General features: G+C 70.8%; 1 protein-coding gene. It reads right to left on the reverse strand.

Going from position 1 to position 18,066, the window contains the following annotated elements:
- Positions 1 to 159 precede the first annotated feature (159 nt).
- On the reverse strand, positions 160 to 18,063 hold the full coding sequence (locus ABZ412_RS15005) for a non-ribosomal peptide synthase/polyketide synthase (protein ID WP_357280882.1): 17,904 nt from the start codon (positions 18,061 to 18,063) through the stop codon (positions 160 to 162).
- Between the last annotated feature and the right edge of the window lie 3 nt (positions 18,064 to 18,066).

The following is an 18,066-nucleotide window of genomic DNA, read 5'->3' on the forward strand; positions in this document are numbered from 1 at the left end:
GTCGAATTGTCCAGCTCTTGTACCGGCATCGCCAAGGCAAACACCCCCTGATTCGCAGCTGAAGTCCGAAACCACCGCCGGCGAAGTCGAGGCTAGCTCGGTTCAGCAGACGACTCGCCGGTGACGAACATTTGTTCGTTCGTCACCGGCGAGTTGCCGCTAGCTGGGGATGACGCGGATTTCGTCGCCCGCTTCGGCCGCCGGGTCGGCCTCGGTGGTGAACCAGTGGGTCACCTCGCCGTCTTCCAGGTCGGCGGGGATGTCGCCGGTGGGGAGGACGGCGAGCGCGCCCGCGGTCGACGACGACAGGAACTCGTCGATGGCCGCGGTGCCGGTGGAGGCGGTGGTGTACGTGGTCGACTCGTAGTCGATCTCGTGGTCGGCGCGCAGGGTGGCCGCGCGGTCGAGGGCCTCGGACTGGGTGAGGGTGGCCCAGGTGTCGGCGTGGCGGTAGATGAAGGCCGGGTCGGTTTCGGACAGCGGGCGGACTCGGTCGGTGTAGGAGACCGGGTGCGCCGGGCGGGCGGTCAGGTCCGCCTGGACCTTGGGGTCCGAGGGGACCAGCCAGCGGACCGAGCTGGCCGCGGGTTCCAGGGCGATGCCGAAACCGGCTCCGGCGGCGAGGATGTCGCCGAAGGAGAGGGTGTCGGCGAACAGTGCCGCGGCACCGGCCTTCTGGATGGCCCAGACCGCCACGACCGCGTCGACCGAGTGCGGGAGGGCGACGGCGACGACGTCGCCGGGGCCCGCGCCGCGGTCGATGAGCAGACGCGCCAGCTGGGAGCTGCGGCGGTCCAGGACGTGGTACGCGATCTCCTCGCCGCCGGACAGCAGGGCGGGCGCCTGCGGGTCCTCCTCGACGACCTCGGCCAGCACGTTGGCCACGGTCGCCGTGCCCACCCGCGCCGCGTCGGCCGCGGAATCGGCCGGGGTGACGGCGCTTTCGGCGAGGATGCGGGCGCGTTCGGTGGCATCGAGGATGTCGATGTCACCGACCAGGCCGTCGGCGTCGCCGACCAGCGCGTCCAGGATCCGGTTGAAGCGCGCGGCGAGGATGACGACCTCGTCGGCGGTGAACCGGCTGCTCAGGTAGCGCATGGAGATGTCGATGGTCTCGCCCGCCATGATGACCAGGCTCATCGGGTAGTGGGTGTTGTCGTTGATACCGACACCACTGACCGACATGCCGTCGATGGAGCTGGCGGCCGCGATCGCGTCCTTGTCCACCGGGTAGGACTCGAACGCCATCATGGTGTCGAATTCCGCTCCGGCGCCGGCCAATTGCAGGATCTCGGTGAGCCCGATGTGGTGGTGCTCGAGCAGGTCGGCCTGATCGCTCTGGACGCGCCGCAGCAGCCCGCCGATGGTCAGGCGATCGTCGACCCGGATGCGCACCGGCACCGTGTTGATGAACAGACCCACCATGGCTTCCACGCCCGGCAGGTCGCCGGGGCGGCCGGAGACGGTGGCGCCGAACACCACGTCGCTGCGCCCGGTGAGGCGCCCGATCAGCACCGCCCAGGAGGTCTGGATCAGCGTGTTCAGCGTGACGTCGAGTTCCCCGGCGCGCTTGGTGAGCGCGCGGGTGCGGTCGGCGTCGATGTCGACGGTGTAGCGGCCGATCTCGTAGTTCTCGTCACGGGCGGCGGCCGGCGCGAGCTGGGTGGGCTCGGTGACCCCGGCCAGGGCGCGCTTCCACGCCTCGATCGACTCGTCCCGGTTCCGTCCGGCCAGCCAGGCCAGGTAGTTCCGGAACGACGGCACCCGCGGCAGCACCGACGCGTCGCCGCGCACCGCGTACAGCACCAGCAGGTCCTGCATGAGCAGCGGCATGGACCAGCCGTCCACCAGGATGTGGTGGGTGGTGATGACCAGGTGCACCAGGTCGTCGCTGATCCGGAACACGGTGAACCGCATGAGCGGCGCCGCGGACAGGTCGAAGTGATCGGCGCGATCGGCCTCGATCATCTCCCGCATGCGCGGATTGCGTTCGGCCTCGGGCAGATCCGTCAGGTCGATGACATGGAACGGTGCTTCCACGCGATCCAGCACGACCTGGTGGGCCTGACCGTCGGCGTCGGTGACGAACGCGGTCCGCAGGCTCGGGTACCGGTCGAGGATGGCCTGCGCGGCCACCTTCAAACGGTCCACGTCCACCACACCGCTCAGGTCGAGCACGGTCTGAATGGTGTAGACGTCCACCGTGTTCTGGGTGAGCAGCGCGTGGAACAGCAGACCGGACTGCAGCGGCGAGAGCGGCCACACGTCGCCCAGGGCGGGGTAGTTCCGTTCCCAGACTTCGATGTCGGACTGCGCGACCCGGACCAGCGGCAGGTCGGACGGCGTGAGACCGCCCGCCTCCGGCCGCTCGGCGTGCGCGGCCAGCGCGGTCAGCGCTGCCACGAACAGGTCGGCGAACTCCTGCACCCGCTCGCGCTCCAGCAGACCGCGCGGGTAGGAGAAGGCCGCGCCCAGCTGCGGGCCGTCCTCGCCGTCGGTGACGATGGCGTTGATGTCGAGGGTGGCGTTGGCGGGCATGTCGGCGTCCATGTCGCCGTCCAGGCGGCCCAGGTCGTCGACGGGCACCCAGCCGATCTCGGCCATGCCCTCGGGCGCTTCGCCCGCGGACATGCGGCCCAGGTAGTTGAAGCTGATCTGGCCGACGTCCCGCAGCTGCGGGGCGGTGTCGGGGTTGAGGTGCCGCAGCAGACCCCAGCCCAGACCCTTGTCGGGCATGGCGAGCAGCTGTTCCTTGACCGATTTCACGATGTCGCCCAGGGCGTTTCCGCCCGCGAACGCGTCGTCGAGGTTCGCGCCGTTCAGGTCCAGGCGGACCGGGAAGGCGGCGGTGAACCAGCCGACCGTGCGCGAGAGGTCCGCGCCCGGAACGATCTCCTCTTCACGGCCGTGGCCCTCGAGCTTGATCAGCGCCGAGCCGCCGGTGGTCTCCCCGCGCCAGCGCGCGACGGCCATGGCCAGCGCCGAGAGCAAGCCGTCGTTCACGCCGCCGCGGTACAGACCGGGGACAGCGGTGAGAACGGCGTCGGTGACCTCGGCCGGAACGCTGACCTCGATCCGCTCGACGGTGTCGAAGATGTCGACCTTCGGGTCGAAGGCCCGCGAACCCAGCTGCGGGTCCGGGGTCTCCGTGACCCGCTGCCAGAACGGCAGTTCCGCGACCCGCGCCTCGCTGCGCGATTCCTCGACCAGTGCGTGCGCCCAGCGTCGCAGCGAGGTGCCGGTCTCGGGCAGCGCGATCGGCTGCTCGAAGGCCACCTGCGACCAGGCCAGACCCAGGTCCGGGATCAGGATGCGCCAGGAGACGCCGTCCACCACCATGTGGTGCGCGACGATCAGCAGCACGTCGCGGCGGACGCGGGCCTCGTCGGAACCCTCCGGGGCGAAGGCGAACCAGACGAACTGCACCATGGCGGCGTTCGCCGGATCCAGTCGGCCCAGGGCGGCGTCGAATTCGACGCTGCCGCGGCGGGTCAGTTCCTCGTCGGAGACGTCCGCGGCCAGTTCGACCCGGTGCACCAGCGCGTCGACGTCGACGGCGCCGCGCGGCAGCGCCTCGAATTCGAAGCCGTCCGAGGCGTTTCCACGCAGGCGCGACCGCAGCACGTCGTGGTGGTCGAACAGGGCCGAGATGGCCCCGACGAGCACCGGTCGCGTGATGCCGTCCGGCAGGCGCAGCGGCATGGTCTGCGAGAACCGTTCGTAGGACGAACCGCTCGACAGGATGGCGTGCATGATCGGCGTCAGCGGGATGTCGCCGACTCCACCGCCGGGCAGTTCGGCCAGCTTCTCCTGCGCGCTGTCGCCGCCCAGCGTGGCCACTTCGGCCAGGCCCGCGACGGTCCGCTGTTCGAACACGTCGCGCGGCGAGAACTTGATTCCGCGCGCCTTGGCCCGCGAGACCAGCTGGATGGACAGGATCGAGTCACCGCCGAGGGCGAAGAACGAGTCGTCCGCACCCACCTGTTCCACGCCGAGCACGTCGGCGAAGACCTCGGCGAGCGTGGCCTCGAGTTCGGTGACCGGAGCGCGGAAGTCGCGCGCGGTGAACACCGGCTCGGGCAGCGCCCGGCGATCCAGCTTGCCGACCGGGGTCAGCGGGATGGCGTCCAGGACGGTGATGGCGGTCGGCACCATGTATTCCGGCAGGCGGCCCGAGACGTGCTCGGTCAGCGCCGGAATGTCGATGCTGCGGCCCGCGACCGGGAGCACGTAGGCCGCCAGGATGGTGGCCCCCGCCTCGGTCTTGTGGCCCACGGTGACCGCGAAGTCGACCGTCTCGTGCGAGGCCAGCGCCGCGTCGATCTCACCGAGCTCGATACGGAAACCGCGGACCTTCACCTGGAAGTCGTTGCGGCCCACGTATTCGACCAGGCCCTCCGGGGTCCAGCGCACCACGTCACCGGAACGGTACATGCGCTCGCCCGCCACGAACGGGTTGGCGACGAACCGCTCGGCGCTCAGGCCCGGGCGGTCGTGGTAGCCGCGCGAGAGCTGGATACCCGACAGGTACAGCTCACCCGCGACACCCACCGGCACCGGCCGCAGCCGCGCGTCCAGGATCAGCGCCTGCATACCGCGGATCGGGCCACCGATGGTGACCAGATCGCCCGGCACCAGCGCATCGCTGATGTTGGTCATGATCGTGGTCTCGGTGGGGCCGTAACCGTTGTGGAACGCACGAATCGTGCCGTTCGCCAACGGGATGGCCCACTTCTCCACCAGGTCGGCCGGGACGGCCTCACCACCGGCGACCAGCACCCGCAGGGAGTCGAGGCCCTTCGGGTCGAGGGTGGCGAGCGCGGCCGGGGTGATGAACGCGTGCGTGGCCCGCTCGCGCTTGATCAGCTCGGACAGCTCCTCGCCGCCGTAGACGCCCGGCGGGACCACCACGAGGGTGCCGCCCGCGCCGATGGCGAGCAGGTACTCCAGCACCGACGCGTCGAACGACGGCGACGCGAAGTGCAGTGCGCGCGAACCGGAGTCGAGGTGGTAGCGCACGATCTGCTCGGTGGCGAAGTTGGCCAGACCGGCGTGCGTCACCACGACGCCCTTGGGCATGCCCGTGGTGCCGGAGGTGTAGATCACGTACGCGACGTGCTCGGGCCGGACCACGCCCCACCGCTCGGCGTCGGTGACGGGTTCGGCCGAGTGCGAGGCGATCTCGGCGTGCACCATCGGATCGTCGAGCGAGATCCAGCCGGCCAGGCTGGCGACCGGCGGCAGCCCCTCGAGTTCGGCGTCGATGGTCAGGCCGAGCACCGCGCCGGAGTCGTCGACCATGTGCGCGATGCGGTCCGCCGGGTAGGACGGATCGACCGGCACGAACGCCGCGCCCGACTTGGCGACGGCCCAGATGGCCAGCACCGATTCGAACGAGCGCCGGATGGCCACGGCGACACGGGTTTCCGGTCCGGCGCCGCGCTCGATGAGCACCCGCGCCAGACGCGAGGAGGCCGCGTCGAGTTCGGCGTAGCCCAGGGCCTGGCCGTCGAAGGCGACCGCTTCGCCGACCGGGTTGTTGGCGACGGCGTCGGCCAGCAGCTCGGGCAGCGTGCGCGGCGCGATGGCCGGTCCGCCGGTGCGGGCGATCAGGTCGGCGCGCTCGTCGGCGGCCAGGATCTCCAGGTCGCCGACCGCCTTGCGGGGCGCGGAGACGATCTCGGACAGCAGGCGGACGAACCGCTCCGCGAAGCCCTCGACGGTCTCCTGGTCGAACAGGTCACGGGCGAAACCGAATTCGGCGTACATGCCCGCGTCCGCGTCGGCCGGGGCCTCGGTCAGGGTGAGCATGAGGTCGAACTTGGCGATCTCGTTCTCGAAGTCGACCGCGGCGGCCTTCAGGCCGGGCAGCTCGAAGGAGCCGCCGGGCAGGTTCTCGAACGACAGCGCCACCTGGAACAGCGGGTGCCGCGCGGTGGAGCGTTCCGGGTTGAGCAGCTCGACGAGCCGCTCGAACGGAATGTCGGCGTGCGCGAACGCCGCCAGGTCACTGTCCTTGTTGGCGGCGAGCAGCTCGGTGAAGCCGGTCTGGCCGCTCACCTCGGTGCGCAGCACCAGGGTGTTGACGAACATGCCGATCAGGTCGTCCAGCTCGGCTTCGCCACGGCCCGCGATGGGCGCGCCGATGGCGATGTCGGTGGTGCCGGACAGACGCGCCAGGAACACCGCGAGGGCGGTGTGCACGACCATGAACATGGTCGCGTTGTTGGTGCGCGCGATCTGCTGCAGGCCGCGGTGCAGATCGTTGGAGATCGGGAACAGCACCCGGCCGCCGCGGAAGGTCTGCGCGGTGGGGCGCGGGCGATCCGAGGGCAGGTTCAGCTCGTCGGGCAGGTCGGCCAGCGCGGTCCGCCAGAATTCGGCCTGGGCCGAGATCAGGCTGGTCGCGTCGTCCTCGGAGCCCAGCACCTCGCGCTGCCAGATCGAGAAGTCCGCGTACTGCACCGGCAGCGGGGCCCAGCCGGGCTGCACGCCGGCGGCGCGGGCGGCGTAGGCCACCATGACGTCGCGGGTGAGCGGGCCCATGGACCAGCCGTCGGCGGCGATGTGGTGGGTGACGAAGACGAGCACATGCTCGATCCCGGCGGCGCCGCCACCCATGGATTCCGTCGAACCTTCCACGCGGAACAGCTTGGCGTGCAACGGAACTTCGGTGGTCACGTCGAAGCCGGTGGTGACCAGCGCGGCGATCCGCTCGGTCACCGATTCGGCCGTGACGGTGACCGGCCGCAGATCCGGCATGGCCTGTGCCGCGGTCACGATCACCTGGGCGGCGGCGGCGTCCACCTGCGGGTAGATGGTGCGCAGCGTCTCGTGGCGGCCGATCACGTCGGACACGGCCTCGCGCAGCGCGTCCACATCCAGCGCGCCGGTCAGGCGCACGGCGACGGGCACGTTGTACGCGGCCGACGCGGTGTCGAACTGGTTGAGGAACCACATGCGCTGCTGTGCCAGCGACAGCGGCACCGTCTCCGGTCGCGGTCCGGCGGTGAGCGCCTTGCGATCTCCCGCTCCGGCGTGCTGCTCGACCTTGGCGGCCAGCCCGGCGACGGTCGACGCCTCGAACACGGCCCGCACCGGCACCCGCGCGTCCAGGGCCGCGCCGATGCGCGCGGCGACCTGGGTGGCGAGCAGCGAGTTGCCGCCGAGGGCGAAGAAGTCGTCGTCCGCGCCGACCCGCTCGATCCCGAGCACCTCGGCGATGACGCCCGCCACGATCTCCTCGATCGGGGTGGAGGGCGCGCGGAAGGCGGTGGTCTCGAACTCGGGCTCCGGCAACGCCTTCCGGTCCAGCTTGCCGTTCACATTGAGCGGCAGGGCGTCGAGCACCACGAAGGCCGACGGCACCATGTACGACGGCAGACCCGCCGACAGCGCCGACTTCACCAGCGGCACATCCACACCCGAGCCGGACGGCACCAGGTAGGCGACCAGGCGGTCACCGGTCTTGGCGTCCTGCTTGGCCAGCACCGCGGTCTGCGCGATCTCCGGCAGCGCCAGCAGCGCGGCCTCGATCTCGCCGAGCTCGATGCGGAAGCCGCGGATCTTCACCTGGAAGTCGGTGCGGCCCCGGTACTCCAGCTCGCCGGTGTCCGACCAGGCAACCAGGTCACCCGTGCGGTACATGCGCTCGCCGACGGCGAACGGGTTGGCCACGAAGCGATCCGCGGTCAGGTCCGGTCGCGCGAAGTAGCCGCGGGCCAGCTGGGTGCCGGCCAGGTAGAGCTCACCGGACACGCCGTCGGGCACCGGGTTGAGGCGCGCGTCGAGCACGTAGACCCGCGAGTTCCATTCCGGCGCACCGATGGACACCGAACCCTGGTCGGCGTCGGTGACCTGGTGGCTGGTGATGGACACCGCGGCCTCGGTCGGGCCGTACAGGTTGAACAGCCCGGCATCCGGGTTCCCGGCGCGGAAGCGCTGCGCCACGGCGGCGGGCAGCGCCTCACCGATGGCAAGCACCCGGCGCAGCGCGTCGTTCATGGTGCCGTCGCCCGCGGTGAGCAGCGCGTCGAGCATGGACGGCACCACGTGCAGGGTGGTGACCCGTTCACGCGCCATCAGCTCGTTCAGGTACGCCGGATCGCGGTGGCCATCGGCCGCGGCGATCACCAGGCGGCCACCGGTGACGGCGGCCGACCAGAACTCCCAGACCGAGAGGTCGAAGGTGGCGGCGGTCTTGAGCAGCACCGCATCGTCCGCACCGAGCCCGAATTCCGCTGCCTTCCACTGCAACTGGTTGGCGATGGCGGCGTGCGGCAGCGCCACGCCCTTCGGACGACCGGTGGAACCGGAGGTGAAGATGACGTAGGCCGCGTGGTCGGGGCGCAGCGGGGCGACCCGCTCGGCGTCGGTGACCGGAGCGAGGTTCGCACCGGACAGCGTCAGCTCGTCCATGCGCACCAGCGGCGCGATGCCGGTCGAGAACTCGGCCGCGGCGTTGGTCAGCACGCACACCGGCGCGGCGGTTTCCAGGATGTACCCGGTCCGCTCGGCGGGCTGGTCGGGATCGACCGGCACGTACGCGCCACCGGCGACCGAGACCGCGTACATGGCCACCACCAGGTCGACCGAGCGCCGCAGCGCCAGCGCGACCCGCGCCTCCGGGCCGACACCGATCGAGATCAGGTGGCGGGCCAGGCCGTTGACCCGCGCGCCGAGTTCGGCGTAGGTCAGCGTCTCGCCGTCGGGGCCGATGAGAGCGATGGCGGTCGGCTTGGCGGCCACCGTCGCGGTCAGCATCGACGCCAGCGTGGCGGTCGAATCCACCCGGTGCGCGGTGTCATTGCGCCGGTCCAGGATCTCGGCCCGCTCGGCGGCGGCCAGGATCTCGATCTCGCCGACCGGGATCCGCGGCGCGGCCACGATCTCGCGCAGCAGGGCCACGAAGCGATCGGCGAAGCCGACCACGGTCTCCCGGTCGAAGATGTCCGTCGCGTAGGTCAGGATGCCGGTGATGCCGTCGGCCGCGCCGTCGTCGCCGTACAGGTCGGAGACGATCAGGTGCAGGTCGAACTGCGACAGCTCGGTGTCCACGTCCAGGCCGGAGACGCTCAGGCCCGGGAGTTCCAGGGTGGAGCGGGTCAGGTTCTGGAAGGACAGACCCACCTGGAACAGCGGGTGCCGCGCGGTCGAACGGGCCGGGTTGAGCACCTCGACGAGGCGCTCGAACGGCACGTCCGCATTGGCGTAGGCCTGGATGTCGGTCTCGCGCTGACGCGCCAGCAGGGCGTCGAAGGGTTCGCCGCCGTCGACCTCGGTGCGGAACACCAGGGTGTTGACGAACATACCGATCAGGTCGTCGAGGACGGCCTCGCCACGTCCGGCCATCGGCGTACCGATGGCGATGTCGCTGGAGCCCGACAGGCGCGCGAGCAGCACGGCGAGCGCGGTGTGCACGACCATGAACAGCGTCGCGCCCTCGGCGCGGGCCAGATCGACCAGCCCCGAGTGCAGTTCGGCGTCGATGCGGATGTCGATCTTGCCACCGGCGAAGGACTGCACCGCCGGACGCGGCCGGTCGGCCGGGAGGTCCAGCTGGTCGGGCAGACCGGCCAGCGCCTGCTGCCAGTAGGCGACCTGCTTGGCGGCCAGCGAGTCCGCGTCCTTCTCGTCACCGAGCAGTTCGCGCTGCCAGATGGAGTAGTCCGCGTACTGCACCGCGAGCGGGGTCCAGCCCGGATCCTGCTCGAGGGAGCGCGCCGCGTAGGCGGTCATCAGGTCGCGGGTCAGCGGGGCCACCGAGGAACCGTCACCGGAGATGTGGTGAATGACCAGAGCGAGCACGTATTCCGCGCTCACCGGGGCGTTCGGGTCCACGGCCGGGTACTGGCCGGTCGGGGCGATGTCGGCGAAGTCGAAGGTGTAGGCCGCCGCGTGCGCGGCCGCCTCGGACTCGACGACCGGAGCCGCCGCCTCGCCCTCGATCTTGAACAGCGCCACCTCGAGCGGCACCTCGACGGTGACGTCGAAGCTGGTGGAGGTCAGCTCGACCACCGCGCCGACGACCTCGTCGGTCGTCACGGTGCGCACCGCGAGCTCGGGCACGGCCTGCGCCGGCGGCAGGATGACCTGCACCGGACCCTGCTCGGTCTGCGGGTAGATGGTGCGCAGGATCTCGTGGCGGGCAACCACATCCGCGATGGCGGCGCGCAGCGCGTCCTCGTCGAGCACGCCGGACAGGCGCACCGCGACCGGCACGTTGTAGGCCGCCGAGGCGGTGTCGAAGCGGTTGAGGAACCACATGCGCTGCTGGGCCAGCGACAGCGGGATGTTCTCCGGTCGCGGTGCGGCGGTCAGCGCCTTGCGGCCACCGGCCCCGGCGTCGCGTTCCACGCGGGCCGCGAGCGCGGCCACCGTGGACGCCTCGAACAGCAGTCGCACCGGCACCCGGGTGTTGAGCGCCTCGCCGAGGCGTGCGGCGACCTGGGTGGCCAGCAGCGAGTTGCCGCCCCACTGGAAGAAGTCGTCGTCCAGGCCGATGCGGCCGGATTCGACGCGCAGCACCTCGGCGAACACGCCCGCCACGATCTGCTCGATCGGGCTGACGGGGGCGCGGAAGACCGCCTTCTCGAAGGTGGGCTCCGGCAGTTCCTTGCGGTCCAGCTTGCCGTTGGCGTTGAGCGGCAACGCGTTCAGCGGCATGAAGACCGACGGGATCATGTACGACGGCAGTTCGGCGGCCAGCGCCGACTGCAGCGCCTGCTTGTCCGGATCGCCGTCGGCGCCGACCACGTAGGCCACCAGGCGGTCGCCCAGCACCGGGTCGGTGTGCGCCACGACAGCGGCCGACGCGATGGAATCCAGGCGCAGCAGCGCGGATTCGATATCGCCGAGCTCGATGCGGAAGCCGCGGATCTTCACCTGGAAGTCGGTGCGGCCCCGGTACTCGAGTTCGCCGTTCGCCTGCCAGGCCACCAGGTCACCGGTGCGGTACATGCGGGAACCGTTGTCGGCGAACGGGTTCGCCACGAAGCGGTCCGCGGTGAGGTCCGGGCGGCCGAAGTAGCCGCGCGCCAGCTGGGTACCGGCCAGGTACAGCTCGCCGGACACGCCCACCGGAACGGGCCGCAGGCGCGAATCCAGCACGAACACCTGGGAGTTCCATTCGGGCGAGCCGATGGACACCGACAGCTCGTCGCGTTCGGTGACCCGGTGGTTGGTGATGGATACCGCGGCCTCGGTCGGGCCGTACAGGTTGAACAGCTCGGTGCGCGAACGCTCCCGCAGCACGCGCTGCGCCAGCGGGCCGGGCAGCGCCTCACCGATGGCGAGGATGCGCCACAGCGAGTCCGGCAGCCCGTCGGTGAGCAGCGCGTCCAGCATGGACGGCACCACGTGCAGGGTGGTCACCCATTCGCGGGCCATCAGCTCGTTCAGGTACGCCGGATCCTTGTGCCCGTCGGGCGCGGCGATGACCAGGCGGCCACCGCAGGCCGCGGCGGACCAGAACTCCCAGACCGAGAGGTCGAAGGTGGCGGCGGTCTTGAGCAGCACCGCGTCGGCCGGGTCGAGGCCGAATTCGGTGACCTTCCACAGCAGCTGGTTCACGACCGCGCCGTGCGGCAGCGCCACACCCTTGGGGCGGCCGGTGGAACCGGAGGTGAAGATGACGTACGCCGTGTTGGCGGCGGTCAGCATCCGGACCCGGTCGGCGTCGGCGATCGGCTTGGCCGAGTTGGCGGACAGGTCCAGCTCGTCGATGCGCAGCACGTCGGCCAGCTCGGTCTCGAAACCGACCGCGGCCGTGGTGAGTACGGCCTTCGGCGCGGCGGTCTCCAGGATGTAGCCGACGCGCTCGGCGGGCTGATCCGGATCGATCGGCACGTAGGCGGCACCGGCCTTGGCGACCGCGTACATGGCGACGACCAGGTCGGTGGAGCGGCGAATGGCCAGGGCCACACGGTCTTCGGTGCCGATGCCGCGCGCGATGAGCTCACGGGCCAGCTGGTTCACCCGCGCGTCGAGTTCGGCGTAGGTGAGGTTCTCCACGCCGTCCGCGGTGTCGGCGACGATGGCCACGGCCTTCGCGTCGTCGGCCACCGAACGGTCGAGCAGCGAGACCAGGGTGGCCTCGGAGCCGCCGTCGAACACCGCGTTCACATCCTGCGCGGTGTTGTTCCACCGCCGCAGGATCCGGGTGTTCTCGTCCTCGTCGAGCAGGTCGATGTCGCCGACGGCGACGGTGGTGTCGGCCAGGATGGCGTCCAGCACCCGCACGAACCGGTCGGCGAACGCGCGCACCGTCGATTCGTCGAACAGGTCGACGGCGTAGCCGAATTCGGTGAGGATCTCGGCCGGGGTGCCGTCCTCGGTGTAGCGGTCGTACAGCGTGACGTGCAGGTCGGTCTTGGCCAGCTGCGAGTCGAATTCGACCGCGGCCACGTGCAGGCCCGGCAGTTCGAAGGCGGTCTCGGCCAGGTTCTGGAACGAGAGGCCCACCTGGAACAGCGGGTTGCGCGCGGTGGAGCGGACCGGGTTGAGCACCTCGACGAGGCGCTCGAACGGCACGTCGGCGTTGGCGAAGGCCTCCAGGTCGCGTTCGCGGACCTCGGAGAGCAGATCGGCGAAGCTCGCGTTGCCGTCGACCTGGGTGCGGAACACCAGGGTGTTCACGAACATGCCGATCAGATCGTCGAGTTCGCGTTCACCGCGGCCCGCGATCGGGGTGCCGACCGCGATGTCGTCCGTGCCCGACAGGCGCGCCAGCAGCACCGCGAGGGCGGCGTGCACGACCATGAACAGCGAGGCGTTGTTGGCGCGGGCCAGTTCGTGCAGCTTGGCGTGGCGTTCGGCGTCGATGTCGAAGCGCAGCGCCTTGCCGTGGAACGACTGCGCCGGCGGACGCGGCCGGTCGGTGGGCAGCTCCAGCTGGTCCGGCAGCCCGGCCAGCGCGCGGGTCCAGTACGAGACCTGCTGGGCGGCCAGCGATTCGGCGTCGTCCTCGCGGCCGAGCACCTCGCGCTGCCACAGCGCGTAGTCGGCGTACTGCACCGGCAGCGGGGCCCACTGCGGGACGTCGCCGTTCACCCGGGCCACGTAGGCGGCCATGATGTCGCGCGCCATCGGGCCCATGGAGGAGCCGTCGGCGGAGACGTGGTGGACGGTGAAGGCCAGCACGTGCTGGGTGGTCGCACTGTCGGTGATCTCGAACATCTTGACCGCCAGCGGCACCTCGACGGTGACGTCGAAGGTGGTCATGGCGAATTCGATGATCTTGCCGAGCAGTTCGGCCTCGGTCACCGGCTCCGGCACCAGCGTCAGATCGGTCTGCGCGGCGGCCAGGATCACCTGGTGCGGGCCCTCGGCCGACCGCGGGTACACGGTCCGCAGCACCTCGTGGCGGGCGATCACATCGCCGATGGCCTGCTTCATGGCGTACAGGTCCAGCGCGCCGGTGAAGCGGACCGCCAGCGGAATGTTGTCGACCGCCGAGGTGGTGGTGTCGAACTGGTTGAGGAACCAGTAGCGCTGCTGCGCGGGCGACAGCGGCATGTGCGCGGGCCGCTCACCGGCGACCAGGCTCGGGCGACGGCCCGAACCGGCATTGCGCTCCACACGGGCGGCGAGCGCCGCGACGGTGGACGCCTCGAACAGATCGCGCACGGCCAGCTGGGTGTCCAGGGCCGCGCCGAGGCGGGCGGTGACCTGGGTGGCGATCAGCGAGTTGCCGCCGAGTTCGAAGAAGTCGTCGTCGACGCCGACCCGTCCGACGCCCAGGACGTCGGAGAAGGTGCCCGCCACGATCTCCTCGATCGGGGTGGACGGGGCGCGGAAGACCTTGGCCTCGAACACCGGCGCGGGCAACTGCTTGCGATCCAGCTTGCCGGAGGCGTTGAGCGGGAAGGCGTCCAGCACCACGAAGGCGGCCGGGACCATGTAGCCCGGCAGACCGTCCTGCAGTTCGGCGCGCACGGCGTCGAGGTCGACGGTGTGGCCGGTGGTGGGGATGACGTAGCCGACCAGCTGCTCGCCGAGGCGGTCGTCGGCGCGGACGACCACCACGGACTGGGCGATGGAGTCGATGGCGGTGAGCGCCGCCTCGATCTCGCCGAGCTCGATGCGCAGACCGCGCAGCTTCACCTGGAAGTCGGTGCGGCCCAGGTACTCCAGCTCCGCTCCGCCTCCCCGCGCTTCCCGGCCGGTCCACTTCACCAGGTCACCGGTGCGGTACATGCGCTCGCCGTGGTGGAACGGGTCCGCGACGAAGCGGTCGGCGGTCAGCTCGGGGCGGGCGACGTAGCCGCGCGCCAGCTGGACGCCCGCGAGGTACAGCTCACCCGCGACGCCCGGCGCGACCGGGTGCAGACGCGAATCCAGCACGTACACACGGGTGTTGAAGACCGGCGCGCCGATCGGCACCGACAGCGTGTCGGCGTCGTCCACCTCGTGGTAGGTGACGTCGACGGCCGCCTCGGTCGGGCCGTACAGGTTGTGCAGGCGGGCCCCGGTGAGCTCGCGCAGCTTCTGCGCGGTCGGCGCGGGCAGCGCCTCACCGGAGGCGAAGACCTGATGCAGCGAGGTGCATTCGGCGGCCTTCGCCTCGGCCACGAACACCGACATCATCGACGGCACGAAGTGCGCGGTGGTGACACCGGTGGCGATGATCAGGTCGGCCAGGTAGCCGGGATCGCGGTGGCCGTCCGGCTTGGCGATGACCAGTGACGCGCCGATCTGCAAGGGCCAGAAGAACTCCCACACCGACACGTCGAAGGTGGCGGGGGTCTTCTGCAGCACCACGTCGTCGTCGAACAGGCCGTACTCGGTCTGCATCCAGACCAGGCGGTTGACGATGGCGGTGTGGCTCACGGCCACACCCTTCGGACGGCCGGTGGAGCCCGACGTGAAGATCACGTACGCGACATCGTCGCCACGCAGCGGGGCGACGCGGTCGGCGTCGGTGATCGGGGCGTCGGAGTAGCCGGACAGGTCCAGTTCGTCGATCAGCAGTGTGCGCGTGGCGGTTTCGAACTCGTCACGCGCGGTGCTGAGCACACACACGGGCTGTGCGGTGTCGAGCACGTACTGGTTGCGCTCGGCCGGGTGGTCGGGGTCCAGCGGCACGTACGCGCCACCGGCGACCGTGACGGCGTACATGCCGATCAGCAGATCGAAGGAGCGGCGCATACCCAGGGCCACATAGGAATCCGGACCGACGCCCTCGGCGATGAGGTGGCGGGCCAGCTGGTGCACGCGGGCCGCGAACTCGCCGTAGGACAGCTGTGTAGGAATTTCCGGGCTCTGCCCGGGCGTCCCCTCGAACACCAGGGCGGTGAGGTTCGGAGTGTTCTTGGCCTGGTTCTCGAACATCGACGCCAGGGTGACCTCGGCGACGATCTTCTTGCCGCCCAAGGCGACGCGCTTGACGTCGTATTCGGTGGCGTTCCAGGACCGCAGCACCTGGCGGCGCTCTGCCGCGTTCAGCAGCTCGATATCGCCGACCAGCGCGGTCGGCTCGGCGACCACGGCGGACAGCAGGCGCACCAGGCGCTCACCGAAGCCCGCGATGGTGCTCGCGTCGAACATGTCGGTGGCGTAGGCGAATTCGGCCGTCATGCCGTCGCCGTCAGCCCGCTCGGTGATGTTGAGGTGCAGGTCGAACTTGGCGGTGACCACGTCCAGCGGCACGCCCGCCACTTCCAGACCGGGCAGCGCGAAGGTCGCCTCGCCGGTGTTCTGGAACGACAGCATGACCTGGAACAGCGGGTGCCGGGCCTGCGAGCGGGCCGGGTTGAGGATCTCCACCAGGCGCTCGAACGGCAGGTCGGCGTGGCCGAAGGCGGCCAGGTCGCTGTCCTTGGTGCGGGCCAGCAGCTCGGTGAACTTCTCCCCCGAGTCGACGCCGGTGCGCAGCACCAGGGTGTTGACGAACATGCCGATGGCGTCGTCGAGCACCTGCTCGCCACGACCCGCGACCGCGGTGCCGATGGCGATGTCGTCGCCGCCGGACAGTCGGGCCAGCAGGGCCGCGAAGGCCGCGTGCACGACCATGAACAGCGAGGCGCCGTGCTGGCGGGCCAGGGCCTCGAGTCCGGCCAGCAGCTCGGCGTCGATGGCGAACTCGTGCACGCCACCGGCATTGGAGGCCACGGCCGGGCGCGGGCGGTCGGAGGGCAGGTCGATCTGGTCGGGCAGGCCCGCCAGGTCGTTGCTCCAGTAGGCCACCTGCTGCGAGATCAGCGAGTCGGCGTCGTCCTCGGAGCCGAGGGTCTCGCGCTGCCAGAGTGCGAAGTCCGCGTACTGGACGGGCAGCGGAGCCCACTGCGGCGCTTCGCCATTGGCGCGCGCGGCGTAGGCGAGCATGACGTCACGGGCCAGCGGACGCACCGACCAGCCGTCACCGGAGATGTGGTGGACCACGAAAACCAGGACGTGCGTGGGCACTCCGGCATCCGAGACCCGGAACAGTCCGGCGCGCACCGGCGCGGCGGCGGTGACGTCGAAGCCGGTGAGCACCAGTTCGGCGATCCGCTCGCGCAGGTCGGCCTCGGCCACGTCGATCGCGCCGAGTCCGGTGCCGCCACCGTGGATTCCGGCATTGGCGGCCGAGTCGAGGCGGACCTGGTCGGCGGGCAGGATCACCTGCACGCCACGGCCTTCGGCGTTCTCCGGGTAGATCGTGCGCAGCACCTCGTGGCGCTCGAGCACGTCGCCGACGGCGGCCAGCAGCGCATCCGTGTCGAGGTCGCCGGTCAGGCGCACCGCGAGCGGGATGTTGTTGACGGCCGAGGCGGTGTCGAAGCGGTTGAGGAACCACATGCGCTGCTGGGCCAGCGACAGCGGGATCTCGTCCGGGCGGGCCTGCGCCACCAGGGCGCGGCGGCTGCCGGTGCCCGCCTGCGCCTCGACCCGAGCCGCGAGGGCTGCCACGGTCGGGGCGTCGAACAGGGCGCGGACGGGGATCCGGGTGTCGAGGGCCGCGCCCACGCGGGCGACGACCTGGGTGGCGATCAGCGAGTTGCCGCCGAGTTCGAAGAAGTCGTCGTCGGCGCCGACCGGGGACTCGAGTCCGAGCACCTCGGCGAAGACCTCGGCCACGATCTCCTCGGCCCGGGTCGCGGCGGCGCGGAATTCGCGGGCGGCGAACTCCGGCTCCGGCAGGGCGCGGCGATCCAGCTTGCCGTTGGCGCTGAGCGGGAACCCGCCCAGGGCCACGAAGGCGGCCGGAACCATGTAGGAGGGCAGCTGCTCGCCGAGATGGGCGCGCAGGGCTTCCACGTCGATGGCGTCGGCGTCGAGCGCGATCGGCTCGCTGGTCGCGGCGGCGGCCGGGACCACGTAGGCGACCAGCTGGTCGCCGGTGCGGGCGTCGGAGCGCAGCACCACCACGGACTGCGCGACCGCCGGGTGCGCGGTGAGCGCGGCCTCGATCTCGCCGAGCTCGATGCGCAGACCGCGCAGCTTCACCTGGAAGTCGGTGCGGCCGATGTACTCCAGCTCACCGTCCGCGGTCCAGGTGACGAGGTCACCGGTGCGGTACATGCGCTTGCCCGGGGTGAAGGGGTTGGCGACGAAGCGATCCGCCGACAGGTCGGGGCGGGCCACGTAGCCGCGCGCCAGCTGCACACCGGCCAGGTAGAGCTCGCCCGCCATGCCGGGAGCAACCGGGTGCAGGCGCGAATCCAGCACGTACACCTGGGTGTTGAACACCGGGCGGCCGATCGGCACGGTCTCGGTGTCGGTGTCGACGACCTGGTGGTAGGTGACGTCGACCGCGGCCTCGGTGGGGCCGTACAGGTTGTGCAGGGCCGAGCCGGTGACCCGGCGCAGCTGCTGGGCGGTGGTCGCGGGCAGCGCCTCACCGGAGGCGAACACCAGACGCAGGCTGGTGCACACGGCAGCGGCGGGCTCGGCCACGAACACGGCCATCATCGACGGCACGAAGTGCGCGGTCGTGACGCCTTCGCGGGCAATGGTTTCCGCCAGGTACACCGGGTCGCGGTGCCCGTCCGGCTTGGCCACGACCAGCTTCGCGCCGATCTGCAAGGGCCAGAAGAACTCCCACACCGACACGTCGAACGTGGCCGGAGTCTTCTGCAGCACGAC

Source organism: Nocardia sp. NPDC005746 (genome assembly GCF_040630785.1).
Classification (GTDB): Bacteria; Actinomycetota; Actinomycetes; order Mycobacteriales; family Mycobacteriaceae; genus Nocardia.